Genomic DNA, 24,799 nt, shown 5'->3' on the forward strand with positions numbered 1-24,799 from the left:
GCAGCAACCGGAGCCCCCATGCCTGACGCCACCCGCCACCTCACCCTCGCCAACGGCCTGCAGCTGACCCTGCGCCACGCCCCGCGCCTGAAGCATTCGGCCGCGGCCCTGCGGGTGCATGCGGGCAGCCACGACGCCCCGGGCAAATGGCCCGGCCTGGCCCACTTCCTGGAGCACCTGTTCTTCCTCGGCACCGCGCGCTTCCCGCTTGAAGACGGCCTGATGCGCTACGTGCAGGCGCTGGGCGGCCAGGTCAATGCCAGCACCCGGGAACGCACCACTGACTTTTTCTTCGAGGTGCCGCCCAGTGCCTTGGCGGGCGGGCTCGAGCGCTTGTGCCAGATGCTCGCCGAACCAGACCTGGGCATCGAGCGCCAACGCCGCGAGCGTGAAGTGATCCACGCCGAGTTCATTGCCTGGTCACGCAACCCACAGGCCCAGCAGCAGTTCGCCTTGCTGCAGGCCGTGGCGCCCGGCCATCCACTGGGCGCTTTTCATGCCGGTAACCGGTACACCCTGGCCTTGCACGACCCGGCCTTCCAGCAAGCGTTGCATGGCTTTCACCAGCGCTTCTACCAGGGCGGCCAGCTTACCCTGAGCCTGTGCGGCCCGCAGCCGCTGGATGAACTGGAAATGCTGGGCCGCCAGCATGCTGCGCAGTTCAGCGCAGGTGCACGGGTATCTCAGGCCCTGCCACCGCCCCTGGCGGCGGCCACCCTGCCGCGGGTGTTCAGCCACGCGCAGTTGCCGGCGGGTGCCGAGCAAGCCCTGGAGCTGTTGATCAGTTGCCTTGGCGACAGCCGGCCGGGCACCTGGCTGGCTGCGCTTCGCCAGCGTGGCTGGCTGCAAGATTTCAAGGCCGAGGCGCTGTATGCGTACGCTGGGCAACTGATGTGGCATATCGATCTGCAGCTTACCGAGAACGCCAGTGCAGAAGAGGTCGATGCCCTCCTGCAGGGTTGGTTCGGCTTCCTCCAGGCCGCAGCAGAGCCATTGAATGCCGAGTTCGAATTGCTGCAGCAAAGCCGCGAACGCAGCGCCAGCGCCATTGAGCTAGCCCGCCGGGACAGTGCCGGGCAGCCGTTCGCCGGTTTGGATAGCCAAGCCCTGCAGGCCTTCCGAGCCCTGCTGGCAGGCCTGCCGAGTCGCGTGCATGGGCATTGGCAATTGCCCGCTGGCGAACCCTTGCTCGTGGCCGACCTGCCTGCTGCCAGGCCGCAGCCACTGCCAGCAGCACTGCAGATCAGCAACCTGCTCCCCAGCGCTCGCCAATACACGGCGCTGTACCTGCGCTGGCAGGTGCCGTCAGCCGCGCGCCAGCAGTTGCAGGCGGTGCTCGAACGCGCCCTGCAGCCCCTGCAGGAGCGTTGCGCCCGTGTGGCGGTGCAGTTGCAGTTCAATGCCGCTGGCGAATATTGGCAATTGCGCTGCGCCGGTTTACCGGCAGCGGTGCTGCGCACTGTGCAGCTGGCCCTGACGCTGCTTGTGCAGCCACCAGCCGGCAGCTGGCTCGCGCCCTCGACGCCGCCTGCGGGGTTGATCCCGATCAGGGCCCTGCTCAAGCAATTGCCCGACGCAGTGTTGGGTGCGTTGCCACTGCCTGGTGCGCCCGACACGCTGGCACAAGCCCAGCTCGACAGCCTGTGGCAGCAGGCACGCTGGCACGGCCTGGCGGTCGGCTTCGACGATACAGCCCTGAATGCGTTGGCGACGGCGTTGCAGCATTGCCCTGGCCAAGCTTCGACGCCTGGCCCGTTGCCGGCCTGGGCCAACCACCGCTGGCAGCGGGTCGACGCCCACGGCAGTGAACATGCCGTGCTGCTGTTCTGCCCATTACCGGCGGCGATGGAAGCCGCTGGCCGCCTGCTCGCCCAATCGCTGCAAGGGCCGGTCTATCAACGGCTGCGGGTAGAACTGCAACTCGGCTATGCGGTATTCAGTGCCTTTCGTCAGGTCGAAGGGGTCGGCGGCCTACTGTTCGGCGTGCAGTCGCCACACACCAGCCAGGCACAGATACTCGATCACCTGCTCACCGTGCTACGCCGGGGCGTTACTGTTGATCCGGCCGCTCGCCAGGCACTGGCCGGGCAATTCGCGGAACCCGCAATGGCCAATGAAGAACTCGCCGAATGGGCATGGCAGACATGCCTGGCCACGCAAGCTGGGGGGCTGGATGCTCTGCGCGGGGCTATTCTGGCCACGCAACAGATGGATCTGGACCACCTGCTGGACTACCTGCTCGACAGCGACAGCAGCTGGCTGTGCCTGGCCAACGCCGCCGCGCCAGATGGCGCCTGGTTGACCGCGACCGAGTGATTATTACGCGAGCTGCAAGGACACTTTGCTAATAATTAACCTTTCGGTACACCTATTTCTTGTAAGATAGCGCAATCTCAAATCAAGGGAACTGCCAGCCAATGGCGGTACCCTAGTATTAGCTGACAAACCCAACCCTCATCCGGAAGGAGTAATTCCATGTGGACCAAACCTGCATACACTGATCTTCGCATCGGCTTCGAAGTCACCATGTACTTCGCCAACCGCTAAGCCCGGCTTACGGTTCAACGCCTCGGCCTGCCGGGGCGTTTTCGTTTATTCGCTACGGTTTTCTGCATAGAGAGTGGCCATGTATATCCAGGTTCTCGGTTCCGCCGCTGGTGGCGGGTTCCCTCAGTGGAACTGCAACTGCGTCAACTGCAAAGGCTACCGTGACGGCACCTTGCGGGCCACGGCGCGCACACAGTCGTCCATTGCCCTGTCCGACGACGGCGTGCACTGGGTATTGTGCAATGCCTCGCCCGATATCCGCGCCCAGCTCCAGGCCTTTGCGCCGATGCAACCGGCCCGCGCCCTGCGTGACACCGGCATCAACGCCATCGTGCTGCTGGACAGCCAGATCGACCATACCACCGGCCTGCTCAGCCTGCGCGAAGGCTGCCCGCACCAGGTGTGGTGCACCGACATGGTCCACCAGGACCTGACCACCGGTTTCCCGCTGTTCAACATGCTCAGCCACTGGAACGGCGGCCTGCAGTGGAACCGCATCGAACTGGAAGGCAGCTTCGTGATCGACGCCTGCCCCAACCTGCGCTTCACCCCGTTCCCCCTGCGCAGCGCCGCGCCGCCCTACTCGCCGCACCGCTTCGACCCGCACCCGGGCGACAACCTTGGCCTGCTGGTCGAGGACACCCGCACCGGCGGCAAGCTGTTCTACGCCCCGGGCCTGGGTCAGGTGGACGACAAGCTGCTGGCGATGATGCATGGCGCCGACTGCCTGCTGGTCGACGGCACCCTGTGGGAAGATGACGAGATGCAACGCCGTGGCGTAGGCACCCGTACCGGGCGTGAAATGGGCCATCTGGCGCAGAACGGCCCTGGCGGCATGCTGGAGGTGCTCGATGGCTTCCCGCGTCAGCGCAAGGTACTTATCCACATCAACAACACCAACCCGATCCTCGACGAGGACTCGCCCGAGCGCGCCGAAGTACTGCGCCGAGGCGTGGAAGTGGCCTTCGATGGCATGAGTATCGAGTTGTAACAGCGCGCCCACCGGGTGGGTATTGCCAGGCCAGATAATCGTTTTACAGGAGCCAGCCGAATGAGCGACGCACTGCCAATGTCCCCTGCCGAATTCGAGCAGGCCCTGCGCGCCAAGGGCGCCTACTACCATATCCATCATCCCTACCACGTGGCGATGTACCAGGGCCGTGCCACCCGCGAGCAGATCCAGGGCTGGGTGGCCAACCGCTTCTACTACCAGGTCAACATCCCGATGAAGGACGCCGCGATCCTGGCCAACTGCCCGGACCGCGAAGTACGCCGCGAATGGATCCAGCGCCTGCTCGACCATGACGGTGCCCCCGGCGAAGACGGCGGTATCGAAGCCTGGCTGCGCCTGGGCCAGGCCGTGGGCCTGGACCCGGACCAGCTGCGCTCGCAGGAGCTGGTGTTGCCCGGCGTACGTTTTGCCGTGGACGCCTACGTCAACTTTGCCCGGCGGGCCAGCTGGCAGGAAGCGGCCAGCAGCTCGCTGACCGAGCTGTTCGCCCCACAGATCCACCAGTCGCGCCTGGACAGCTGGCCGCAGCACTACCCGTGGATCGACCCGGCCGGCTACGAATACTTCCGCACCCGCCTGGGCCAGGCCCGGCGTGACGTGGAGCACGGCCTGGCGATTACCCTGCAGCACTACACCACCCGCGCAGGCCAGGAGCGTATGCTGGAGATCCTGCAGTTCAAGCTGGACATCCTCTGGAGCATGCTCGACGCCATGAGCATGGCCTACGAGCTGAACCGCCCGCCCTATCACTCCGTCACCCAGGAACGGGTGTGGCACAAAGGGATCACCCTATGAGTTTCAATCGCAAGCAAGTACCGAACTGGCGCCCCGGCTACCGCTTCCAGTACGAACCGGCGCAAAAGGGTCATGTCTTGCTGTACCCCGAGGGCATGATCAAGCTCAACGACAGCGCGGCCCTGATCGGTGGCCTGATCGACGGCCAGCGCGACGTCGCCGCGATCATTGCCGAACTCGAACAACAGTTCCCCGGTGTCCCGCAAGTGGCCGACGACATCGAGCAGTTCATGGAGGTGGCCCGTGCCGAACACTGGATTGTCCTCGCCTGAGTTACCGCCTACGCCTGAGGTCGGCCTGCCGCTGTGGCTACTGGCCGAGCTGACCTACCGCTGCCCGCTGCAGTGCCCGTACTGCTCCAACCCGCTGGACTTCGCCGCCCAGGGCCAGGAGCTGAGCACCTCGCAGTGGTTCAAGGTCATGGCTGAAGCGCGGGAAATGGGTGCCGCGCAAATCGGTTTTTCCGGCGGCGAGCCGCTGGTGCGCCAGGACCTCGCCGAACTGATCGGTGAGGCGCGCCGGCTGGGTTACTACACCAACCTGATCACCTCGGGCATCGGCTTGACCGAGGCACGCATCGCCGACTTCAAGAAGGCTGGCCTGGACCATATCCAGATCAGCTTCCAGGCCAGCGACGAGCAGGTAAACAACCTGTTGGCCGGCTCGAAGAAGGCCTTCGCGCAAAAACTGGAAATGGCCCGCGCAGTGAAAGCCCACGGCTACCCGATGGTGCTCAACTTCGTCACCCACCGGCACAATATCGACAAGATCGACCGCATCATCGAGCTGTGCATCGCTCTGGAAGCGGACTTCGTCGAGCTCGCCACCTGCCAGTTCTACGGCTGGGCCCACCTCAACCGCCTGGGCCTGCTGCCGACCCGCGCGCAGCTCGAACGGGCCGAACGCATCACCAACGAGTACCGTGACAGGCTCAAGGCCGAAGGCAACCCGTGCAAGCTGATCTTCGTCACCCCGGACTACTACGAAGAGCGCCCCAAGGCCTGCATGAACGGCTGGGGTAGCCTGTTCCTCACCATCACCCCGGACGGCACCGCGCTACCATGCCACGGCGCGCGCCAGTTGCCGGTGCAGTTCCCCAACGTGCGCGACCACGACCTGCGGCATATCTGGTACGACTCGTTCGGTTTCAACCGCTTCCGTGGCTATGAATGGATGCGCGAGCCCTGCCGTTCCTGCGACGAGAAGGAAAAGGACTTCGGCGGCTGCCGCTGCCAGGCCTTCATGCTGACCGGCGATGCCAGCAACGCCGACCCCGTATGCGCCAAGTCGGCCGACCACGGCATCATCCTCAAGGCCCGCGATGAGGCGGAAAGCGCCAAGCTCGCGATTGAACAGATGACCTTCCGCAATGAGCGAAACTCTCGTGTCATCGCCCGCGGCTGAGTTCAGTGCGGCCCAGGCAGTCGCGGCCGGCACCGACTTCGCCGAACTCAAGGTCAGCGCTGCCGGGCTGTTCTGGAACGAGTTCCGCCCCGCCGATGGCGCTTGCCGCATCTGGCATTGGCAGCAGCAGCAGGCCCGCTGCCTGACACCGGATGGTTTCAGCGTGCGCAGCCGGGTCTATGAGTACGGTGGCGGGAGTTTCTGCCTGGGCGGCGACGGGGTGCTGTTCGTCAACGAGAAGGACCAGCAAGTCTACACCCAGGACCTGGCAGCAGCGCCGCCACGCGCCCTGACCGACAACGCCAATTGCCGCTATGGCGACCTGCAGTGGCACGCTGGCCTGGTGCTGGCAGTCGAAGAGCGGCATGGCGAACGGGTCGAGCATCGACTGGTTGCACTGGCTGAACAAAGCCGGCATGTGCTTGCCGAAGGCGCCGACTTCTACGCCTCGCCCACCTTGAGTGCCGATGGCCAGCGCCTGGCGTGGATCGAGTGGGACCGCCCGGCACAACCCTGGACGGTCACCCGGCTGATGTGTCGCATGCGCGACGACAGCGGCCAATGGGGCCCCGCGCAGTGTTTGGCCGCCGCCGACGAGTCGCTGCAACAGCCACGCTTCGATGCACAAGGCCGGCTTTACTGCCTGTCCGACCGCAACGGCTTCTGGCAGCCCTGGGGTGAGGTCGATGGTCGTTGGCAGGCGCTGCCTGCCGAGCCGGCAGACCACGCCGCCGCCCCCTGGCAATTGGGCGCGAGTACCTGGTTGGCACTGGGCCGGCAGAGCTACCTGGCCAGCTGGTTCGAAGACGGCTTCGGGCAGCTGGGGCTACGCACCGTCGATGGCCTGGAGCGATTCGCCAGCGCCTATACGCGTTTTCGCAGCCTGGCCATGGATGCCGAGCACCTGTACGCCATAGCTGCCTCGCCAATCAGCCCACCGGCAGTCATCAGCATCAACCGCAGCAACCATCAGGTCAGCGTTCTGGCCGGTGGCGCCGAAGTGCTTGCGGCCTCGCACATCAGCCTGCCACAGCCGATCCACTATGGCAGTGACGGCCACCAGGCACACGGATTTTTCTATCCGGCAGCCCGCTCGCAAGGGGCCACACCGCTGGTGGTGTTCATCCATGGCGGCCCGACTTCGGCCTGTTATCCGGTGCTCGACCCGCGCGTGCAGTACTGGACCCAGCGCGGCTTCGCCGTAGCCGACCTCAATTACCGGGGCAGCACCGGCTACGGTCGGGATTACCGCCAGGCCTTGCACCTGCGCTGGGGAGAAAGCGATGTGGCCGACGCCTGTGCGGCCGTCGAACATCTTGCGGCACGTGGCCTGATCGACCGCAGCAAAGCGTTCATTCGCGGCGGTAGCGCCGGCGGCTATACCACGCTATGCGCCCTGGCATTTCAGGATGTATTCCGCGCCGGTGCCAGCCTGTACGGGGTCAGCGACCCGCTGGCGCTGGGCCGGGCGACGCACAAGTTCGAGGGTGACTACCTGGACTGGCTGATAGGTGACCCGCAGCAGGACGCCGAGCGCTACCGTCAGCGCACGCCGCTGCTGCATGCGGGGCAGATCAAGGTACCGGTGATTTTCTTCCAGGGGGAACTGGATGCAGTGGTGGTGCCGGAGCAGACAAGATCGATGCTGGTAGCGTTACAGGCCAATGGGATAGAGGCCGAAGGGCACTTCTATGCAGGCGAGCGGCACGGGTTCCGCAAGGCCGAGAACCTGGCGCATGCGCTGGAAGAAGAGTGGAAGTTCTATTGCCGGGTGCTGGAAGGCTGAAATTCTGGGGCTGCCTTGCAGCCCCAAAAGGTCTCAGCGCTTGGCGATGATGTACACCGCGTGCACGATCCCCGGAATGTAACCCAGCAGGGTCAGCAGAATATTCAGCCAGAACGCCCCGCCGAACCCCACCTGCAGGAACACCCCCAGCGGCGGCAGGATGATGGCGATGATGATGCGAATGAAGTCCATGCGAGTCTCTCCTGAAGGGGTTACCTCACAGACTAGCCACACGCCACAGAGGTTCCACCCGCAAAAAAAACGCCCCGGGCCGAATGAAACAGGCCAGGGGCGATGCGCAGGAACGCCAGACGGTTCGTAGAATTCTCGGTTTCGCCAACCCGCTATGCCGGCATTTCCCGGCGCGCCTGCTGGCGGGCGTGCAGGCGGGCAAAGGCGCGGGCCAGGCGTAGCAGCATTTCGTCGATGTTGCCCTTGCTCACGGTCAAGGCCGGCGAGAAGCGCACCACATCCGCCTGCGGTGCATTGAGCAGCAGGCCTTCGTGCAGGGCGGCACTCACCAGCTCCTGGGCCAGGCTCTCTTTCAGTTGCAGTGCCCACAGCAGGCCCTGCCCGCGCACTTCCCCTTGGCCGTAACGCCCGGCCAGGCGGCTCAGGCCTTCGCGCAGGTGGCGCCCGTTGTCCTGCACCTGGGCAAAGAAGCCAGGCTCCTGCACGGCATCCAGCACGGCCAGGCCTGCGGCACACATCAGCGCATTGCCATGGTGGCTGCCTTGCAGTTCGCCAGGTTCGGCGCAGCACGCCGTGCCCCGGGCCAGCAACGCTGCCAGTGGCACACCACCCCCAAGGCCCTTACCCAGGGTGACGATGTCGGCACGCACGCCGTAGGTTTCTTCGGCCAGCAGCGCACCACAGCGGCCGATGCCAGTCTGCACTTCATCGAGGATCAGCAGGATGCCCAGCTCGCGGCAGAGGGTTTCCACCCCCTTGAGGTATTCCTGCGTAGCCGGGATGACACCCGCCTCGCCCTGGATCGGCTCCAGCATGATCGCCACGGTGCGCGAGTTGACCTCGGCGTGCAGCGCCGCCAGGTCGTTGAACGGCACTTTGCTGAAGCCGGGCAGTCCGGGTTCGCAACGATTGCACGGCAGCGGGTCGGATGCCGACAGCGCCCCCAGGCTACGGCCGTGGCAAGCCTGGCTGGCAGTGATGATGTGATAGGCGCCGTTGCGGTGCAGCTGACCCCACTTGCGCGCCAGCTTGATCGCGCCCTCGCACGCTTCGGCACCGCTATTGAGCAGGTAGGCCTGGTCGCTGCCGGTGCTTTGGCACAGGCGCTCGGCCAACTCCAGCAGACCACGACTGTGGAAACCCGAACCCGGGTTGATCAGCGCCTGGGCCTGGTTGCCCAGTGCCTTGACCAGCACGCTGGGGCTGTGCCCCAGGCTGTTGACCGCACCACCCTGGGTGAAGTCCAGGTAGGCATGCCCTTCGTTGTCCCATAGCCAGGAACCCTGGCCACGTACGAATACCTGCGCGGCGCGTTCGCTGCCAGGCATCAGTCGCTCATGCGACAGCTGCGGCGCTTCCGGCACGATCACCGGCGCACGCTTGGGCTCGGCGACGGCGGAGAGGGCCGGGCGGCGCAGCTTGAACAGGTTCATCAGGGCTCCAACCAATCACGGTAGAAGGCTTTGTCGGTGCGGTATGCATGCCGCCACTCGATATTTTGCCTTTCCTATCAAAAGTGTTTTTCATCCAAGGTAACAATCGAATAATTGATTGCTGTAACCCTTTGGAATACAGCGATAGACTAGGCCTCGCGGGGGTTTTCGACCATTTCGTTTTTCCAGCATTTTCGATAAGTATCACTTATGGATTTTCGCCAACTGCGTTATTTCGTCGCGGTGTATGAAGAGGGCCATGTGGGCCGCGCCGCCGAGCGCCTGTCACTGTCCCAGCCGGCGCTTTCCCAACAGATCCGCCAGTTGGAGCACAGCCTCGACCTGAGCCTGTTCGAGCGCAGCAACAAGCGCCTGCTGCCGACCCTGGCGGCACATACCCTGTACAACCATGCCCTGCCGCTGCTCGACGGCCTGCAGCGCGCCCACGAGGCCATGCGCAACTTCAAGGGCCAGTCGCTGCGCACCCTGGCCATCGGCGTGCTGCAGACCGTGCGCCCCAGCCTCGTGCCGCAACTGCTCGAACGCCTGCGCAGGGCACAGCCACACCTTGTGGTGCAGATCTACGAACTGTCGGGGCTGGAAATCGAACGGCGCCTGCTCAACGGCAGCCTGGACATCGGCATCAGTTACCTGCCGCCACGCCAGCCGGGGCTGCATGGCCTGTTGTTGTACGAAGATGAGCTGCAGTTGGTCATCCCCGCGACGCACCCGCTGAAGGACTTCAAGAAAGTGTCCATCCGCCAGGCCGCCGAGCTGCCCATGCTGATGCTGGGTGAAGAATTCCAGATCCGCCAGATCTGGCAGGCGCAGCTGGCCAGCCAGGGGCGTCGGCCGCAGGTACAGGCCGAAATGAACAACATGGCAGGGATACTCGACAGCCTGGCCCATACCGCGCTGGCGACCATCCTGCCTGGCCGGGCCAAGGAGGCCGCCGAGGATGACCAGGCGTTGTTGTGGAAGCCTTTGAGCGAGCCGCGCGTGCCGCTGAAGGTTGGCTTGGTGTTTCGCGATGCCCAGCGCCAGCAGGCCTCAGTGGAGCTGCTGCGCACGCTGCTGGAGGAAGAGACCGACGCCCGCGTGTTGGGGGCATCACCACTGGATGTGCTTGCCTGAAAAAACGCGCGCACAAAGAAAACCCCGCCTAAGCGGGGTTTTCCAGACTGTTTCCCTGTGACATCCGTATCGCCCCGCCATCCTGGCAGGTGTTCCTTCGTTGTCTTCCGTGATCTGTACTTTGCGCTTCCTGCGCAACGTCCATGTGGGAAAGATTAACCGTGGATCCAATGTGAGACCAGTGGTGAAAAGTCACCACGTCATGTAGGAAAAAGCTTACAAGACCAGATTCGATCGCAAGCAGGCCGAGAATTGGGGCCGCTGCGCGGCCCGCATGATCTGTCAGAACTGTTCAGCATCCAGCAGGTACAGCGATTCACTGCCCGCCTTCACCGCAGCCACCAACGAAGCCACCCGTGGCAGCAACCGCGCAAAGTAGAACCGCGCCGTACCCAGCTTGCCCGTGTAGAACGCCTGATCCCCTTCACCCGCCTGCGCCGCCCGCGCCATCAACGCCCACATGTAGGCGTAGGCCACATAGCCAAAGGCGTGCAAGTACTCGACCGAAGCCGCGCCGATCTCATTCGGGTTGCCCTTGGCCTGCTCCAGCACCCATTCGGTCAGCCCGTCGAGCTGGTCGAGGCTGGCCGCCAGCGGCTTGGCAAATTCCTCCAGCTGGCTACCTGCACTGGCGATGAACTGGCGAATCTCGTCGGAGAACAGGCGGTAGTACGCCCCACCACTGGCCACCACCTTGCGCCCCATCAGGTCCAGGGCCTGGATGCCGTTGGTGCCTTCGTAGATCTGCGTGATACGCACATCGCGCACCAACTGCTCCTGACCCCACTCGCGAATATAACCATGCCCGCCGAACACCTGCTGGCCGTGTACCGCGCACTCCAGGCCTAGGTCGGTAAGGAAGGCCTTGGCCACTGGCGTCAGCAATGCCACCAGCTCTTCGCTGCGCTTGCGCACGCTGGCGTCCTCGCTGTACTTGGCACTGTCCAGCTGCATGGCCACGTAGGTAGAGAAGGCTCGGCCACCTTCGATCAGTGCCTTCATGGTCAGCAACATCCGGCGCACATCCGGGTGGACGATGATCGGGTCGGCGGCCTTGTCCTTGGCTTGCGGCCCGGTCGGGGCGCGGCTCTGCAGGCGATCGCGGGCGTATTCCACGGCGTTCTGGTAGGAGCGTTCGGCCGAGGCCAGGCCCTGGATACCAACGCCCAGGCGCTCGTAGTTCATCATGGTGAACATTGCCGCCAGGCCCTTGTTCGGCTCGCCGACCAGATAGCCGACGGCTTCGTCGAAGTTCATCACGCAAGTGGCGGAAGCCTGGATACCCATCTTGTGCTCGATAGAGCCACAAGTGGCCGGGTTGCGCGCGCCGAGGCTGCCGTCTTCATCGACCAGGAACTTCGGCACCAGGAACAGCGAAATGCCTTTCGGCCCCGCTGGTGCATCTGGCAGCTTGGCCAGCACCAGATGGATGATGTTCTCGGTCAGGTCGTGCTCGCCACCGGTAATGAATATCTTGGTGCCGCTGACCTTGTAACTGCCGTCGGCCTGTGGCTCGGCCTTGGTGCGGATGATGCCCAGGTCGGTACCCGCGTGCGGCTCGGTCAGGCACATGGAGCCCGCCCACACACCGGCGTACATGTTCGGCAGGTACTTTTCCTTCAGTGCTTCACTGGCGTGGGCATTGATCGACAGGCAGGCACCGGCAGTCAGCATCGGATAAAGGCCGAACGCCAGGCTGGAGGCGTTGACCATTTCTTCGACCTGGGCCGAAATGGCCTTGGGCATGCCCATGCCGCCGAACAACGGGTCGCCGCCCACGCCCACCCAGCCACCTTCGGCGTATGTGTTGTAGGCCTCGATGAAACCGGCCGGCGTGCGTACGGCACCATTGTCCCAGTGGCAGCCCTCTTCATCGGCGGCGCGGCTGAGCGGCGCGATGGACTTGGCAGTGACCTTGCCGGCTTCTTCGAGCACCGCCATGGCTGTGTCGGCATCGACAACCTCGGCCAACCCGGGCAGCTGCGCCCACTGCTCGGCCACGTTGAAGACTTCATTCAGTACGAAGCGCATGTCGCGCAGGGGCGCTTTATATTCAGCCATGACAACCTCTCGCTAGTCGGTCGGGGCGGTCTCGGGGAACCGCGACACTGGGTAACGAGCAGTGTAACCGAACAACTTTTACGACACATAGGGTCATCACTAGACCGAGCAGTCAGTTCCAGTCACGCCATGCGCACCGCCCCACGCTGCGATTGCTGCCCATGCACCATGACACAATTGCGCCCTGCGCTCTTTGCGCTGTACAGCGCCTGGTCGGCGGATTTCAGCACAGCTTCGGGGTTGCGATGCTCGGCCTGGCGCTCGGCTACGCCGATGCTGATGGTGACCGAAACTGTCCCACCGCTGCTGCCTGCACGCCGCTGGCGTCCGGCGGTGTCGTCCTGCGGGCGGTTGTGCTGATCGCGCAGATGCATCACGTAATTGGCGATTACCTCGCGCACAGCCTCCACGTGCGGCACGCATTCTTCGGCGCTCTTGCCAGCGAACACCAGGGCGAATTCCTCACCGCCATAACGGTAGGCCCGGCCACCGCCGGTCACCTTGGACAGGCGGCTGGCGACCAGGCGCAGCACCTGGTCGCCGACATCGTGGCCGTGGGTGTCGTTGAACTTCTTGAAATGGTCGACATCGGTCATGGCAATCACATAGTTGCGTCCCAGGCGTTGCATGCGCTCGTTCAGCGCGCGGCGCCCCGGCAGGCCGGTCAGCTCGTCGCGGAAGGCCATTTGGTAGGCCTCGTGGGCCACCGCCGCCGCGATCATCAGCATCACCTGGCTGCACATGATGTTCAGGGTGAACGGCAGGATGAAGGTTTGCGGCAACATCCAGAAAATACCCAGCAGGCCCGAGATCAATGCGGCGTGCAGCGGCCGAGGAGCGCGCAGGTACTGCACCACCAGCAGGATCAACACGCCGAGGAACAGCGGGTAGACCATCTGGATCAGGCTCATCCACTGGCCATGCAGGGACGGCCAACGGATTTCTGCCAGCCAGGTCAGCAGCGCTTCGGGATAGCTTTGCTCGAGGGCCAGCGCAACGCTGCCGACGGCAAACAGCACGGCGCCACGGGCGACCAGGTCCTGCAGCAAATGGGTGCGCTCCTGCCAGGCGCCGTACAGCCCGAACAGGGCGGGCAACAGCAGGCACACCAAGTGGAAGACCAACGCCGCATCCTCGCGTACGCGACCATGGTCACGGTAGAAGTCGGTCTGGGTGTCGAGCAAAAAGTAGGCGATATACACCGTGAGCATCAGGAACAGCTCGCGCTGGCGACGGTATACCGCGCAATAGGCGCCGCCCAGCAGCAGGACCAAGGTGGGCAGGACATTGAACAGCGATGTGAAAAAGACACTGAGGTCTCTCACATAAGCCGCGGCGAGGCCTGCCAGCAACAGGATCAGCGAAGGCAGGAAGTGGCTCGCGCGAACAGCATTAAGACGAAGCAAGGGTAATCTCCAACCCGGCAGATCAATGGTGGCATTGTGCCCATACTTCATCGGCAGTGCACATGAACAGTTGAATTTCAAATCAGGCACTGCCCCTGCAAAAGGGGCCGCGCCGGGCCTGAAACACAAAAAACCCGCCTGCCGGTGAAGGCAGGCGGGTTTCAGTTACAACTACTGGATCAGTAGGACAGGCCGAAGCTTTCCTCGTCCATCGCCATCAGGTTGTCGGCACCCGACAGCATCGCTGCCACATGGGTACGGGTACGCGGCAGGATACGCTGGAAGTAGAAGCGCGCAGTCTGCAGCTTGGCGGCGTAGAACGCCGCTTCGCTGGTGCCGGCAGCCAGCTTCTCGGCGGCCAGGCGGGCGATGTCGGCCCAGAAGTAGGCCAGACAGGCATAGCCGGAATACATCAGGTAGTCGACCGAGGCCGCGCCCACTTCTTCGCGGTCCTTCATGGCGGCCATGCCTACTTTCATGGTCAGCTCGCCCCATTCCTTGTTCAGCGCCGCCAGCGGTTCGACGAACTCCTTCACCGCATCGTTGCCTTCCTGCGCCTGGCAGAACTTGTGCACGATCTTGGTGAAGCCCTTCAGCGCTTCGCCCTGGGTCATCAGCACCTTGCGGCCAAGCAGGTCCAGGGCCTGGATGCCGGTGGTGCCTTCGTACAGCATGGAGATACGGCTGTCGCGCACGTTCTGCTCCATGCCCCACTCGGCGATGAAACCGTGGCCGCCGTAGATCTGCACACCGTGGTTGGCGGCCTCGAAGCCGACTTCGGTCATGAACGCCTTGGCGATCGGGGTCAGGAAGGCCAGCAGGGCATCGGCCTTCTTGCGCTCCTCTTCATCCTGGCTGTACTTGACGATGTCCACTTGCTTGGCAGTGAAGTACACCATAGCGCGGTTGCCTTCGGCGAAGGCCTTCATGGTCAGCAGCATGCGGCGCACGTCAGGGTGGACGATGATCGGGTCAGCCGCCTTGTCCGGTGCTTTCGGGCCAGTCAGCGAACGCATCTGCAGACGCTCACGGGCGTACTTCAGGCCGCCCTGGAAGGCCACTTCGGCATGGGCCAGGCCTTGCAGCGCAGTACCCAGCCGGGCGGTATTCATGAAGGTGAACATGCAGTTCAGGCCTTTGTTGGCCGGGCCGATCAGGAAGCCAGTGGCGCCGTCGAAGTTCATCACGCAGGTGGCGTTGCCGTGGATGCCCATCTTGTGTTCGATCGAGCCGCAGCTCACGCCGTTGCGCTCACCCACGCCGCCTTCGGCGTTGGGCAGGAACTTCGGCACGATGAACAGCGAGATGCCCTTGGTGCCGGCCGGTGCATCCGGCAGGCGGGCCAGGACGATATGGACAATGTTGTCGGCCATGTCGTGCTCACCGGCCGAAATGAAGATCTTGGTACCCGACACCTTGTAGCTGCCGTCGGCCTGGGGCTCGGCCTTGGTGCGCAGCATGCCCAGGTCGGTACCGCAGTGTGGCTCGGTCAGGCACATGGTGCCGGTCCACTCGCCGGAGACCAGCTTGGTCAGGTAGGTGTGCTGCTGCTCAGGCGTACCATGCGCGGAAATGGTGTTCATCGCGCCGTGGGACAGGCCGGGGTACATGCCCCACGACCAGTTCGCACCACCGACCATTTCGCTCAGGGCCAGGCCCAGCGACTCCGGCAGGCCCTGGCCACCGTGCTCGACATCATGCGCCAGGCTCGGCCAGCCGCCTTCGACGAACTGCTGGTAGGCCTCTTTGAAGCCAGTCGGGGTTTTCACGCCCGATTCGCTCCAGGTGCAGCCTTCCTGATCACCCACACGGTTCAGCGGCGACAGCACCTGCTCACAGAACTTCGCGCCTTCTTCAAGGATCGCGTCGACCATGTCGGGCGTGGCGTCCTGGCAACCCGGCAGGCTCTGATAGTGCGCCTCATAGCCGAGCAGTTCGTCGCGAACGAAGCGGATATCACGCAAGGGGGCTTTGTAGTCAGGCATTGCGATGAACCTCTAGGTGAGTTCTGTGGGGTGACGCGCGCCATGCGGCAACGATCAAACAGTTGTTTGAAACTTACGTTTAGCTCCGTCTTATGTCAAGGATGGACTATGGTGCCATTTACGCCACGAAAAATGGCAAAAACGCCAAGCCATGACACAACCCCTGTGGGAGCGGGTTTACCCGCGAATGGGCCAGCCCGGAAAACAGAGATGTCCGGGCGGACGCATTCGCGGGCAAAGCCGCTCCCACAGGGATAGCGTCGGGTTCGGGAAAGGCCGCCGTATCAGGCGTAGGTATCGATGAACCGGCCAAGCATTTCGTCGGATGCCTTGGCGATCTTCACGCCAAGCTCGACTTCATGTTTACCCACGGCCAATTGCACGGTGCTGGTGGCGAGGTCCATCTGCTGGCTGCGGTCGACTGCGCGCAAGCGTTCAGCCTGAAAGTCGCTGGACTGGCTGGTGGCAGAACGTTCGGCAGTGGTATTGGCAATCTGGCTGGCGGCCTGATCGACGCGGTTCTGGCCGGTCTGGATTGCGCTCAAGCCCGCGTAGTAGGCGGAGCTACCGGTGATTTCCATGTCAGGACTCCATGACGCTGGATGACGAACAGGCCCAATTAAAGCAGGCCGGGCGCAAAAAGGCCCGTTTAAATCCCTAATGGCCTGGTGCCATTTGATAGGCCTTGGGTATTCCTGCAGCGGCCCGCGAAAAGGGGCCAGGCCTGGCAACGACTAATCCAGCAAATCCAGCTGCAGATGCTCAGCCACCATATCGGCGCTGGCCTGCTTGAGCTTGGGCACCCGTCCCAGGCAAGGCGCCGGCAAACGCTCAGCCAGGCTGGCCAGGTTTTCTTCCAGCCGCGAAGTACGGGGTTCGATGATGTTCGCCACCCATCCCACCAACTGCAGCCCGTCGCGGGCGATCGCCTCGGCGCTTAGCAGGGCGTGGCTGATGCAGCCCAGCCGCACCCCCACCACCAGGATCACCGGCAGCTTGAGGGCAATGGCCAGATCAGACAGGTTGGCCTGCCCCGACAACGGCACGCGCCAACCACCCGCCCCTTCGATCAGAGTGAAATCGGCATTCTGTTGCAGCACATTGCGCATCGCCGCAAGCAGCTCCGGTACGGCAAGGGTTACCCCCGCCTCACGCGCCGCTACATGGGGTGCGATAGCCGGTTCGAAGGCAAACGGGTTGACCTGCTCGTAGGGCAGCTTGATCGAGCTTTCATCAATCAGTGCCTGGGCATCGCTGTTGCGCAGCCCTTTCGCCGTCATCGTGCAGCCCGACGCCACCGGCTTGGCCCCCAGCGTGCTCAAGCCCTGCAAGCGCGCCGCATGCAACAGCCCGGCAGCGATGGTGGTCTTGCCAACGTCGGTATCGGTACCGGCAATGAAATAGGCCTGGCTCATCTCGCTCCCCTCACGCCTGTGGCTTGCGCAACACACCATAGACCACTTGATAAGTGGCTGGCAGCCCTTGAGGCTGGCGAAACGCCTCGTAGGCCTGCAGCAAGCCCTGCATGCGGGCCCGCCCCGTCAGCCCGGAAGGTCGCCCAGGGTTCAGGTTGTGCGCACCCAAGGCCTTCAGTTCGTGGGTCAGGCTGCGCACATCGGGGTAGTGCAGCACGTGCGGGCAACGCTGCAGTTCGAGTTGCTCAAGGCCACTGGCCGCGCACAGGCGCTGGTAGTCTTCAAACCGACGGAAGCGGTTCACATGCACCAGACCGTCCACCGCCTGCCAACTGGCGCGCAGTTCATCCAGGGTACCCACACACAGGCTGCTGAAGGCCAGCACACCGCCTGGCCGCAATACCCGCCGCACTTCTGCCAGCACGCTGGCGAACTGGTCGCACCATTGCACCGCCAGGCTGGAAAACACCAGGTCGACGCTGGCATCACGCAACGGCAAACGCTCGGCATCGCCAGCTACGTGATAGTGCGCCCCGCCTTGTTCGTTGCGCGCATGGCGCAGCATGCCTTCGGCGATATCCACCGCCACGCCACTGGCTGCGGCGAAACGCTCCGCCAGCGCCCGGCTGAAATGACCGGTGCCGCTGCCCAGGTCCAGCCAGCGCGATGGCTGCAGGCCTTCCGGCAACTGCGCCAGCAGGTTCAGGCCCACGGCGCGCTGCAGGGCCGCCACGCTGTCATAGCTGGCCGCAGCACGAGAGAACGAGGCCGCCACCTGGCGCTTGTCGGGCAGTGCGCCAGGCAGGGTTGGATGGGAAAGGTCAGTCATCGCCACTCTCATGCAGGAAACTCTTGATACCCGCCGCCAGCTCTTGCGGATACTCCAGCAAGAACGCGTGGGAACTGTCTTCGACCAGGCCCACTTCCACATCGGGCAACAGCTCGCTCAGGGCTTTTGCCGCTTCTGCCGGGACCAGTGCGTCGCTGCCGGCGAACAGGTGCAGCTGCGGGCCGGCATAGGCCTGCAGGGCTTCGCGGGTATCCAGCTTGGCCAGCACCTCCAGGCCGGTGACCAGGTACAGCGGGTCGGTGTCCGGCACGCCGATACCCAGCTGGCGCAGCAAGGTACGGGGTTGCTGGGCGCCGTCGCTGCATAGCGTACGGAAACGCTTGAGGGTGACCTGGGTATGGCTGCGGCAGCCGTCGAGGAAGGTGCCGAAGGTGTCTTCGGCCATGCCGTGGGGCCAGCCCGGGCGCACCACGAAACTGGGGTTGCTGGCCAGGGTCAGCAAGCCACAGCAGTGGTCGCCGCGCTTGTGTGCCAAGGCGCTGGCCAGCATCCCGCCGAACGACCAGCCGCCCAGCCAGACATCGTTCGGCAGCTTGCGATCAAGGTGCTCGACCCAGGCCTGGATATCGCTGTGAGGCAGCTCCGGCAGGGGCACGAGCTCTACCTGCAGGCGGGCGTCCTGGCCGCGCAGGCTGGCGGCCAGCGGCTCCAGGGACGCAGTGCCCAGGCCCCAGCCGGGCAACAGAACAAGTCGATTACGCATCGGCGCTCTCCAACTGTGGATAACACTCGGCCAATGCATTCAACAATAGCTGCACCTGCGCCTTGCTGTGGGCGGCGCTCAAGGTCACCCGCAGGCGTGCGCTACCCGCCGGTACAGTAGGCGGGCGGATGGCCGTCACCAGCAGGCCGCGCTCGCGCAGCATGCGCGACAGGCGCAGGGCCTGCGCGCTGTCGCCAATGACGATCGGCTGGATTGGCGTCGGGCTGTCCATCAATTGCAGCCCGATCTGCTGTGCACCTTCGCGGAACTGGCGAATCAACGCCGCCAGGTGCTCACGGCGCCAGGTTTCGCGGCGTAGCAGTTCCAGGCTTTTCAGCGTGGCGCAGGCCAGCGCCGGTGGCTGGCTGGTGGTGTAGATGTAGGGGCGGGCGAATTGCACCAGCGCCTCGATCAGTTCTTCGCTGCCAGCGACAAAGGCACCGGCAGTACCGCACGCCTTGCCCAGTGTGCCAATCAGCACCGGAACCTCATCCACGCCCAGGCCGAAGTGCTCGACAACACCGCCGCCGTGGTTGCCGAGGGTGCCCAGGCCATGGGCATCGTCGACCATCAGCCAGGCGCCTCGGGCCTTGGCGACTCCGGCCAGTGCCGGCAGGTCGGCCAGGTCGCCATCCATGCTGAACACGCCGTCGGTCACCACCAGGGTGTTGCCGACCGCCTTGTCCAGGCGGCTGGCCAGGCTGGCTGCGTCATTGTGCAGGTAGCGGCTGAAACGGGCCCCACTGAGCAACCCGCCATCCAGCAGCGAAGCGTGGTTCAAACGGTCCTGCAACACGGTGTCACCCTGCCCCACCAGCGCGGTGATGGCACCCAGGTTGGCCATGTAGCCGGTGGAGAACAGCAGCGCGCGCGGGCGCCCGGTGAGTTCGGCCAAGGCCTCTTCCACCTGATGGTGCGGCGTACTGTGGCCGATCACCAGGTGCGAGGCGCCACCACCGACACCCCAGCGCTCAGCGCCGGCCTGCCAGGCGGCAATCACCTGCGGGTGGTTGGCCAGGCCCAGGTAATCATTGCTGCAGAAGGCCAGCAAGGGCTGGCCGTCGACCACCACTTCCGGCCCTTGCGGGCTTTGCAGCAGTGGCCGCTGCCGATACAGGTCCGCGGCGCGCCGTTCGGCCAGGCGCGCGGCCAGGTCGAAGGCCATCTCAGGCAGACGCGGCGTTGTAGAACATCTCGCTGCTACGCTGCTCGACCAGCGCCTGCTCGATGGCTGCCTGGTGCACTTCGTCGGCGTGTTCCTCGCGTGCTTCGGGCTTGATGCCCAGGCGTGCGAACAGTTGCATGTCCTTGTCGGCCTGCGGGTTGGCGGTGGTCAGCAGTTTTTCACCGTAGAAGATCGAGTTGGCGCCCGCCATGAAGGCCAGGGCCTGCATCTGTTCGTTCATCTGCTCACGGCCGGCCGACAGGCGCACGTGCGACTTGGGCATGAGGATACGCGCCACGGCCAGCATGCGGATGAAGTCGAACGGGTCGACATCCTCTTCCTCGGCCAGCGGTGTGCCGGCGACCTTGACCAGCATGTTGATCGGCACCGACTCCGGGTGCTCGGGCAGGTTGGCCAGCTGGATCAGCAGGCCGGCGCGGTCGTCCAGCGACTCGCCCATGCCGAGGATGCCGCCGGAGCAGATCTTCATCCCGGCATCACGCACGTAGGCCAGGGTCTGCAGACGCTCGCTGTAGGTGCGGGTGGTAATGATGCTGCCGTAGAACTCCGGCGAGGTATCGAGGTTGTGGTTGTAGTAGTCCAGGCCGGCCTGGGCCAGCGCCTTGGTCTGCTCCTGGTCGAGCTTGCCGAGGGTCATGCAGGTTTCCAGGCCCATGGCCTTCACGCCTTTGACCATTTCCAGCACGTAGGGCATGTCTTTGGCCGACGGGTGCTTCCAGGCCGCGCCCATGCAGAAGCGGGTGGAGCCGATGGCTTTGGCGCGTGCGGCTTCTTCCAGCACCTTCTGCACTTCCATCAGCTTCTGTTTTTCCAGCCCGGTGTTGTAGTGGCCGGACTGCGGACAATATTTGCAATCTTCCGGGCAGGCGCCGGTCTTGATCGAAAGCAAGGTCGAAACCTGCACGCGGTTCGGGTCGAAGTGCGCGCGGTGCACGGTCTGCGCCTGGAACAGCAAGTCATTGAACGGTTGCTGGAACAGCGCCTTGACCTCGGCCAGGGACCAGTCGTGACGTGTTGTTGCAGTTGTGCTGGCGCTCATCGGTGTTTCCTTGTTTAGGCTGTAGCTGGCGCCGGGACAGGAAAGCCCGCCAGCGCATCACGGATAGCTCGCATAGTCATGGAAGGCCTATGAACTGTCAACCGCACTGGAAAAGACTGGTTTACAACTGTTCAATTATTAATCAAACGTGTTTGCTGTGCGACGAACGTGCCGAGCAGCCCTACCCGTTGTGCGTCGCCTGCGAACAGGAGCTGCCCTGGCTGGATGAGCAATGCCTGCGCTGCGCCCTGCCCATGCCAATGGCAGGCCTGACCTGCGCGCAATGCGGCCGCCGCACGCCGGCCTTCGAGCGGGTTGTTGCACTGTGGCATTTCGGCTTTCCGGTAGACACGCTGGTCAGCCGCTTCAAGCACAAGCGCCAGTGGCCCCTGGGGCGTCTGATGGCGCAAATGCTCGGGCATGGCTTGCTGCATCGCTTCGCCGAAGGGCTGGCCCGGCCCGACCTGCTGTTGCCGGTGCCCCTGGCCAGGCGTCGCCTGCGCGAGCGCGGCTTCAACCAGGCGGGAATGCTGGCGCGCTGGTTATCGGCACAACTGGGCATACGGTGCGACGAACGGTTGCTGGCGCGTCCCCGCGAAACGCCCGCGCAGCAGCAGCTGGATGCCAGGGCAAGGCGGCGCAATCTGCGCCAGGCATTTGCGGTCGCGGGTGGGTTGGCGGACCGGCATGTCGCCGTTGTCGATGACGTGCTGACTACCGGTGCCACCGCCCAGGCGGTTGCCGAAGTATTGCGCAAGGCCGGGGCGCGACGGGTCGATGTGTATTGCCTGGCACGCACGCCCAAGCCGGGTTATGTGTGATTTCAAGGGTCCCGGCTCACTTGACTGGCCCGAACAGGAGAGGCACCGTCCCTCCATCCGTTAATGACTTCATTACCTATGTCCCTGCCCCCCCTCCTCACCCAGCATATCGCCCGCCGCCCCCAGCGCATCGCCCTGCTGCATCACATTGCCGAGCAAGGCTCGATCACCCGCGCCGCCAAGGCAGCGGGGATCAGCTACAAGGCCGCCTGGGACGCCATCGACGAACTCAACAACCTGGCCAGCCAGCCGCTGGTCGAACGCAGCGCAGGCGGGCGTGGCGGCGGCGGTGCCCGCTTGTCGCTGGAAGGCGAGCGGGTACTGCGCCTGTATCAGAGGCTGCAGGCCCTGCAAGCGCAAATCCTCGAAGCGGCCGAACAATCCAGTGACCTCGACCTGCTTGGGCGCCTGATGCTGCGCACCAGCGCGCGCAACCAGTTGCAGGGGCAGGTCAGCGGGCTTCGCCGCGAGGGACGGCATGATCGCGTCAGTCTGGCCTTGGGCGGCGGGCTGGAGATCGAGGCGCTGATCACGCATGACAGCACTGCGCGGCTGGAACTGACACTGGGGACGATGGTAGTGGCGCTGCTCAAGGCGGGGTGGGTGCGGTTGCTAGCCGAACAGGAAGAGGCCGAAGCCGGCAGCAATTGTTTACGGGCGACGGTGGAAGACGTGCTGACGGAAGTGGAGGGGCCGAGTGAAGTCAGACTGGCGCTGGGCAACGGGCAGACATTGTGTGCGTTTGCCGAGGCCGATTGGTTGGCTGAACATCGGGTGGCGAGTGGCATTACGGTACGGGTGCAGTTTCATCCCTCTTATGTGTTGATCGGAGTTCCCGCGTAGGCTTGCCTGCGGGGAGGCCGGCACAGGTATAACGCGGTACCATGGGGCCCATGCCGCTTTTACCCGGAGCCCCCATGTCCCACCCCTTCGACACCCTCACCCCCGACCTGGTCCTGGACGCCGTGGAAAGCCTGGGCTTTCTCAGCGATGCCCGGGTGCTGGCGCTGAACAGCTACGAGAACCGTGTCTACCAGGTGGGTATCGAGGGCGCGCAGCCGCTAGTGGCCAAGTTCTACCGCCCAGGCCGCTGGAGCGATGCGGCTATCCTCGAAGAACACAGCTTCACCGCCGAACTGGCCGACTGCGAAGTGCCGGTGGTTGCGCCACTGCAGCACGGCGGTCGCAGCTTGTTCGAACACCAGGGTTTCCGCTTCGCGCTGTTCCCCCGCCGTGGCGGCCACGCCCCGGAGCCAGGCAACCTTGACCAGCTCTACCGCCTCGGCCAGCTGCTTGGCCGCCTGCATGCCGTAGGGGCCAGCAAACCGTTCGAGCACCGCGAGGCACTGGCTGTGGAAAACTTCGGCCACGCTTCGCTGAACACCCTGCTGGAAGACGGCTTTGTGCCCCCTGACCTGGTGCCGGCCTTCGAATCGGTGGCCCGCGACCTGCTCAAACGCGTGGAAGACATCTACACCCGCACGCCGCACCAGCTCATCCGCCTGCACGGCGACCTGCACCCCGGCAACCTGATGCATCGCGACGAGGTGTACCACGTGGTCGACCTTGACGACTGCCGCATGGGGCCGGCCGTACAAGACCTGTGGATGATGCTGGCCGGCAGCCGTGAGGAGCGCCTGGGGCAACTCGCCGAGCTGATCGATGGCTACAACGAGTTCCACGATTTCGACCCGCGCGAACTGGCCTTGATCGAACCGCTGCGCGCCCTGCGCCAACTGCACTACAGCGCCTGGCTGGCGCGGCGCTGGGACGACCCGGCGTTCCCGCCCAGCTTCCCCTGGTTCGGCCAGCCGCGCTATTGGGGCGACCAGATTCTGGCATTACGTGAACAGTTGGCGGCCCTGGATGAACCGGCATTGAAATTGTTCTAGAAGCATGCCCGCCTCTGTCTACAATAGGCGTCGCTTTATTTAGCTACCTAAGCAAGGATTCTGCATGCACGCCGCAAACCCGCGTCGCGGGTACCTACTGGGCCTGAGCGCCTACATCATCTGGGGGCTGTTTCCCCTGTATTTCAAAGCGATCCAGAGCGTCCCGGCGGTGGAGATCATCGTCCACCGGGTGCTGTGGTCGGCACTGTTCGGCTCGCTGCTGCTATTGGTGTGGAAACACCCTGGCTGGTGGCGTGAGCTGCGCGACAACCCGCGCCGGCTGGGCATCCTGGCCCTGAGCGGGGCGCTGATCGCCGGCAACTGGCTGACCTACGTCTGGTCGGTGAACAACGGCCGCATGCTCGAGGCCAGCCTGGGCTACTACATCAACCCGCTGATCAATGTGCTGCTGGGCATGCTGATTCTTGGCGAGCGCCTGCGCCGCCTGCAATGGCTGGCAGTGGCCATGGCCGCCGTGGGCGTGGCCCAGCAAGTGTGGCAAGTGGGCAGCCTGCCGTGGGTGTCGCTGGCGTTGGCACTGAGCTTCGGCTTTTACGGGTTGATCCGCAAACAGGCGCCGGTAGCGGCGCTGCCGGGCCTGGTGGTGGAAACCTGGATGCTGGTACCCCTGGCCTTTGGCTGGCTGCTGCTGCACCCGGCAGCAATGAGCGCCCAGGGTGCGTTCTACACCAGCAGCGAAGCGTTGTGGCTGATGGCCGCAGGGCCGGTAACGCTGATACCCCTGGTGTGCTTCAACGCTGCCGCGCGGCACCTGCCGTATACCACGCTGGGCTTCCTGCAATACCTGGCGCCGACCCTGGTGCTGTTGCAAGCGGTGTTGCTGTTCGATGAGCATCTGTCGTCGAGCACACTGGTGGCGTTCATGTTCATCTGGGCGGGGCTGGCGGTGTATAGCGTCGATGCGTGGTTGAGTTTGCGCAAGCGTAGCTGATCAAAAAATAACCATTATTCTGCAGGCCTCGCGGCGCGGGGCCTGCAGCGACATCTCCCAAGGTTATCCACACCCTCGTCCCCGTGCTTTGTGCACAAGCTGCTGATTTTTGGGTGTTTTTTGAACAAAGCTCTGCAGGGCCCGAATCTAATGGGCTGGAGAGGTAGACCCCCAGCTTATCCACAG

The 24,799-nt window shown here is 64.2% G+C and carries 23 protein-coding genes; 12 read left to right on the forward strand and 11 right to left on the reverse strand.

Annotated features, from left to right (window positions below):
• Positions 1–18: 18 nt before the first annotated feature.
• The 7 genes from pqqF to HU760_RS23260 all read left to right on the forward strand — a co-directional run bounded on the left by pqqF (position 19) and on the right by HU760_RS23260 (position 7,544).
• Positions 19–2,316 carry a pyrroloquinoline quinone biosynthesis protein PqqF gene (pqqF, locus tag HU760_RS23230; RefSeq protein ID WP_186675020.1) on the forward strand — a complete coding sequence of 766 codons (2,298 nt, stop codon included), beginning with the start codon at positions 19–21 and terminating at the stop codon, positions 2,314–2,316.
• Positions 2,317–2,475: 159 nt separating this feature from the next.
• Positions 2,476–2,547, forward strand: coding sequence for a pyrroloquinoline quinone precursor peptide PqqA (gene pqqA, locus HU760_RS23235; RefSeq protein WP_003243383.1), 72 nt, complete (start codon positions 2,476–2,478; stop codon positions 2,545–2,547).
• Positions 2,548–2,626: 79 nt separating this feature from the next.
• A complete protein-coding gene (gene pqqB, locus HU760_RS23240) occupies positions 2,627–3,538 on the forward strand; it encodes a pyrroloquinoline quinone biosynthesis protein PqqB (protein ID WP_051101123.1) in 912 nt (303 codons plus the stop codon).
• A 60-nt stretch (positions 3,539–3,598) separates the two neighbouring features.
• Entirely contained in the window at positions 3,599–4,354 is a 756-nt protein-coding gene (gene pqqC / locus HU760_RS23245) for a pyrroloquinoline-quinone synthase PqqC (protein WP_003255592.1), read from the forward strand.
• Positions 4,351–4,626, forward strand: coding sequence for a pyrroloquinoline quinone biosynthesis peptide chaperone PqqD (gene pqqD / locus HU760_RS23250; RefSeq protein WP_186675019.1), 276 nt, complete (start codon positions 4,351–4,353; stop codon positions 4,624–4,626). The genes pqqC and pqqD overlap by 4 nt, the downstream gene beginning before the upstream one ends.
• On the forward strand, positions 4,598–5,758 hold the full coding sequence (gene pqqE, locus HU760_RS23255; protein WP_186675018.1) for a pyrroloquinoline quinone biosynthesis protein PqqE: 1,161 nt from the start codon (positions 4,598–4,600) through the stop codon (positions 5,756–5,758). The genes pqqD and pqqE overlap by 29 nt, the downstream gene beginning before the upstream one ends.
• On the forward strand, positions 5,724–7,544 hold the full coding sequence (locus HU760_RS23260) for a S9 family peptidase (RefSeq protein WP_186675017.1): 1,821 nt from the start codon (positions 5,724–5,726) through the stop codon (positions 7,542–7,544). Before pqqE ends, HU760_RS23260 begins: the two co-directional genes overlap by 35 nt.
• Before the next feature lie 33 nt (positions 7,545–7,577).
• On the opposite strand, the gene HU760_RS23265 is transcribed toward HU760_RS23260, so the two are convergent.
• Together HU760_RS23265 and HU760_RS23270 are read right to left on the reverse strand one after the other, a co-directional pair.
• Positions 7,578–7,736, reverse strand: a complete 159-nt coding sequence (locus tag HU760_RS23265) for a YqaE/Pmp3 family membrane protein (protein WP_009681539.1) — start codon at positions 7,734–7,736, stop codon at positions 7,578–7,580.
• Positions 7,737–7,888: 152 nt separating this feature from the next.
• Complete coding sequence (locus tag HU760_RS23270; RefSeq protein WP_186675016.1) at positions 7,889–9,169, reverse strand: aspartate aminotransferase family protein; 1,281 nt, start codon at positions 9,167–9,169, stop codon at positions 7,889–7,891.
• A gap of 210 nt (positions 9,170–9,379) precedes the next feature.
• Here HU760_RS23270 and HU760_RS23275 point away from each other — a divergent pair, with 210 nt between their 5' ends.
• A complete protein-coding gene (locus HU760_RS23275; RefSeq protein WP_186675015.1) occupies positions 9,380–10,303 on the forward strand; it encodes a LysR family transcriptional regulator in 924 nt (307 codons plus the stop codon).
• 282 nt (positions 10,304–10,585) lie between these two features.
• Here the strand turns inward: HU760_RS23275 and HU760_RS23280 are convergent, their stop codons facing one another.
• From HU760_RS23280 to bioB, 9 genes are all read right to left on the reverse strand, one after another.
• The gene (locus HU760_RS23280) at positions 10,586–12,364 is read right to left on the reverse strand and encodes an acyl-CoA dehydrogenase C-terminal domain-containing protein (RefSeq protein WP_186675014.1); all 1,779 of its coding nucleotides are present in this window, start codon (positions 12,362–12,364) and stop codon (positions 10,586–10,588) included.
• 122 nt (positions 12,365–12,486) lie between these two features.
• A complete protein-coding gene (locus HU760_RS23285; protein ID WP_186675013.1) occupies positions 12,487–13,770 on the reverse strand; it encodes a GGDEF domain-containing protein in 1,284 nt (427 codons plus the stop codon).
• Positions 13,771–13,949: 179 nt separating this feature from the next.
• A complete protein-coding gene (locus HU760_RS23290) occupies positions 13,950–15,755 on the reverse strand; it encodes a phenylacyl-CoA dehydrogenase (RefSeq protein WP_186675012.1) in 1,806 nt (601 codons plus the stop codon).
• A 284-nt stretch (positions 15,756–16,039) separates the two neighbouring features.
• The gene (locus HU760_RS23295; RefSeq protein WP_170027920.1) at positions 16,040–16,336 is read right to left on the reverse strand and encodes a pyrroloquinoline quinone biosynthesis protein PqqE; all 297 of its coding nucleotides are present in this window, start codon (positions 16,334–16,336) and stop codon (positions 16,040–16,042) included.
• Positions 16,337–16,489: 153 nt separating this feature from the next.
• Complete coding sequence (gene bioD, locus HU760_RS23300; RefSeq protein ID WP_170027919.1) at positions 16,490–17,170, reverse strand: dethiobiotin synthase; 681 nt, start codon at positions 17,168–17,170, stop codon at positions 16,490–16,492.
• 10 nt (positions 17,171–17,180) lie between these two features.
• Entirely contained in the window at positions 17,181–17,999 is an 819-nt protein-coding gene (bioC, locus tag HU760_RS23305) for a malonyl-ACP O-methyltransferase BioC (RefSeq protein ID WP_186675011.1), read from the reverse strand.
• Entirely contained in the window at positions 17,992–18,723 is a 732-nt protein-coding gene (locus HU760_RS23310; protein WP_186675010.1) for an alpha/beta fold hydrolase, read from the reverse strand. Before HU760_RS23310 ends, bioC begins: the two co-directional genes overlap by 8 nt.
• Positions 18,716–19,888, reverse strand: coding sequence for an 8-amino-7-oxononanoate synthase (gene bioF / locus HU760_RS23315; RefSeq protein ID WP_186675009.1), 1,173 nt, complete (start codon positions 19,886–19,888; stop codon positions 18,716–18,718). Before bioF ends, HU760_RS23310 begins: the two co-directional genes overlap by 8 nt.
• A gap of 1 nt (position 19,889) precedes the next feature.
• A complete protein-coding gene (gene bioB, locus HU760_RS23320) occupies positions 19,890–20,948 on the reverse strand; it encodes a biotin synthase BioB (protein WP_085626226.1) in 1,059 nt (352 codons plus the stop codon).
• An 89-nt stretch (positions 20,949–21,037) separates the two neighbouring features.
• Between bioB and HU760_RS23325 the strand changes: the two genes are divergently transcribed.
• The 4 genes from HU760_RS23325 to rarD all read left to right on the forward strand — a co-directional run bounded on the left by HU760_RS23325 (position 21,038) and on the right by rarD (position 24,613).
• On the forward strand, positions 21,038–21,769 hold the full coding sequence (locus tag HU760_RS23325) for a ComF family protein (protein WP_186675008.1): 732 nt from the start codon (positions 21,038–21,040) through the stop codon (positions 21,767–21,769).
• A 78-nt stretch (positions 21,770–21,847) separates the two neighbouring features.
• Positions 21,848–22,612: a TOBE domain-containing protein gene (locus HU760_RS23330; protein WP_186675007.1), complete on the forward strand. Its 765-nt coding sequence runs from the start codon at positions 21,848–21,850 to the stop codon at positions 22,610–22,612.
• Between the two features lie 74 nt (positions 22,613–22,686).
• Positions 22,687–23,661 (forward strand): serine/threonine protein kinase, encoded by a 975-nt coding sequence (locus tag HU760_RS23335; RefSeq protein WP_186675006.1) that lies wholly within the window; start codon positions 22,687–22,689, stop codon positions 23,659–23,661.
• A 64-nt stretch (positions 23,662–23,725) separates the two neighbouring features.
• Positions 23,726–24,613 carry an EamA family transporter RarD gene (rarD, locus tag HU760_RS23340; protein ID WP_186675005.1) on the forward strand — a complete coding sequence of 296 codons (888 nt, stop codon included), beginning with the start codon at positions 23,726–23,728 and terminating at the stop codon, positions 24,611–24,613.
• Positions 24,614–24,799 lie beyond the last annotated feature (186 nt).

This window comes from Pseudomonas oryzicola (assembly GCF_014269185.2).
GTDB lineage: Bacteria > Pseudomonadota > Gammaproteobacteria > Pseudomonadales > Pseudomonadaceae > Aquipseudomonas > Aquipseudomonas oryzicola.

What these genes read in the sequence shown, in the direction of transcription:
- pqqF (WP_186675020.1), top strand. Translation starts at nt 19, where the DNA reads ATGCCTGACGCCACCCGCCACCTCACCCTCGCCAACGGCCTGCAGCTG.
- pqqB (WP_051101123.1), top strand. Translation starts at nt 2,627, where the DNA reads ATGTATATCCAGGTTCTCGGTTCCGCCGCTGGTGGCGGGTTCCCTCAG.
- pqqC (WP_003255592.1), top strand. Translation starts at nt 3,599, where the DNA reads ATGAGCGACGCACTGCCAATGTCCCCTGCCGAATTCGAGCAGGCCCTG.
- pqqD (WP_186675019.1), top strand. Translation starts at nt 4,351, where the DNA reads ATGAGTTTCAATCGCAAGCAAGTACCGAACTGGCGCCCCGGCTACCGC.
- HU760_RS23260 (WP_186675017.1), top strand. Translation starts at nt 5,724, where the DNA reads ATGAGCGAAACTCTCGTGTCATCGCCCGCGGCTGAGTTCAGTGCGGCC.
- HU760_RS23265 (WP_009681539.1), bottom strand. Translation starts at nt 7,736, where the DNA reads ATGGACTTCATTCGCATCATCATCGCCATCATCCTGCCGCCGCTGGGG.
- HU760_RS23270 (WP_186675016.1), bottom strand. Translation starts at nt 9,169, where the DNA reads ATGAACCTGTTCAAGCTGCGCCGCCCGGCCCTCTCCGCCGTCGCCGAG.
- HU760_RS23275 (WP_186675015.1), top strand. Translation starts at nt 9,380, where the DNA reads ATGGATTTTCGCCAACTGCGTTATTTCGTCGCGGTGTATGAAGAGGGC.
- HU760_RS23280 (WP_186675014.1), bottom strand. Translation starts at nt 12,364, where the DNA reads ATGGCTGAATATAAAGCGCCCCTGCGCGACATGCGCTTCGTACTGAAT.
- HU760_RS23290 (WP_186675012.1), bottom strand. Translation starts at nt 15,755, where the DNA reads ATGCCTGACTACAAAGCCCCCTTGCGTGATATCCGCTTCGTTCGCGAC.
- HU760_RS23295 (WP_170027920.1), bottom strand. Translation starts at nt 16,336, where the DNA reads ATGGAAATCACCGGTAGCTCCGCCTACTACGCGGGCTTGAGCGCAATC.
- bioD (WP_170027919.1), bottom strand. Translation starts at nt 17,170, where the DNA reads ATGAGCCAGGCCTATTTCATTGCCGGTACCGATACCGACGTTGGCAAG.
- bioC (WP_186675011.1), bottom strand. Translation starts at nt 17,999, where the DNA reads ATGACTGACCTTTCCCATCCAACCCTGCCTGGCGCACTGCCCGACAAG.
- HU760_RS23310 (WP_186675010.1), bottom strand. Translation starts at nt 18,723, where the DNA reads ATGCGTAATCGACTTGTTCTGTTGCCCGGCTGGGGCCTGGGCACTGCG.
- bioF (WP_186675009.1), bottom strand. Translation starts at nt 19,888, where the DNA reads ATGGCCTTCGACCTGGCCGCGCGCCTGGCCGAACGGCGCGCCGCGGAC.
- bioB (WP_085626226.1), bottom strand. Translation starts at nt 20,948, where the DNA reads ATGAGCGCCAGCACAACTGCAACAACACGTCACGACTGGTCCCTGGCC.
- HU760_RS23325 (WP_186675008.1), top strand. Translation starts at nt 21,038, where the DNA reads ATGAACTGTCAACCGCACTGGAAAAGACTGGTTTACAACTGTTCAATT.
- HU760_RS23330 (WP_186675007.1), top strand. Translation starts at nt 21,848, where the DNA reads ATGTCCCTGCCCCCCCTCCTCACCCAGCATATCGCCCGCCGCCCCCAG.
- HU760_RS23335 (WP_186675006.1), top strand. Translation starts at nt 22,687, where the DNA reads ATGTCCCACCCCTTCGACACCCTCACCCCCGACCTGGTCCTGGACGCC.
- rarD (WP_186675005.1), top strand. Translation starts at nt 23,726, where the DNA reads ATGCACGCCGCAAACCCGCGTCGCGGGTACCTACTGGGCCTGAGCGCC.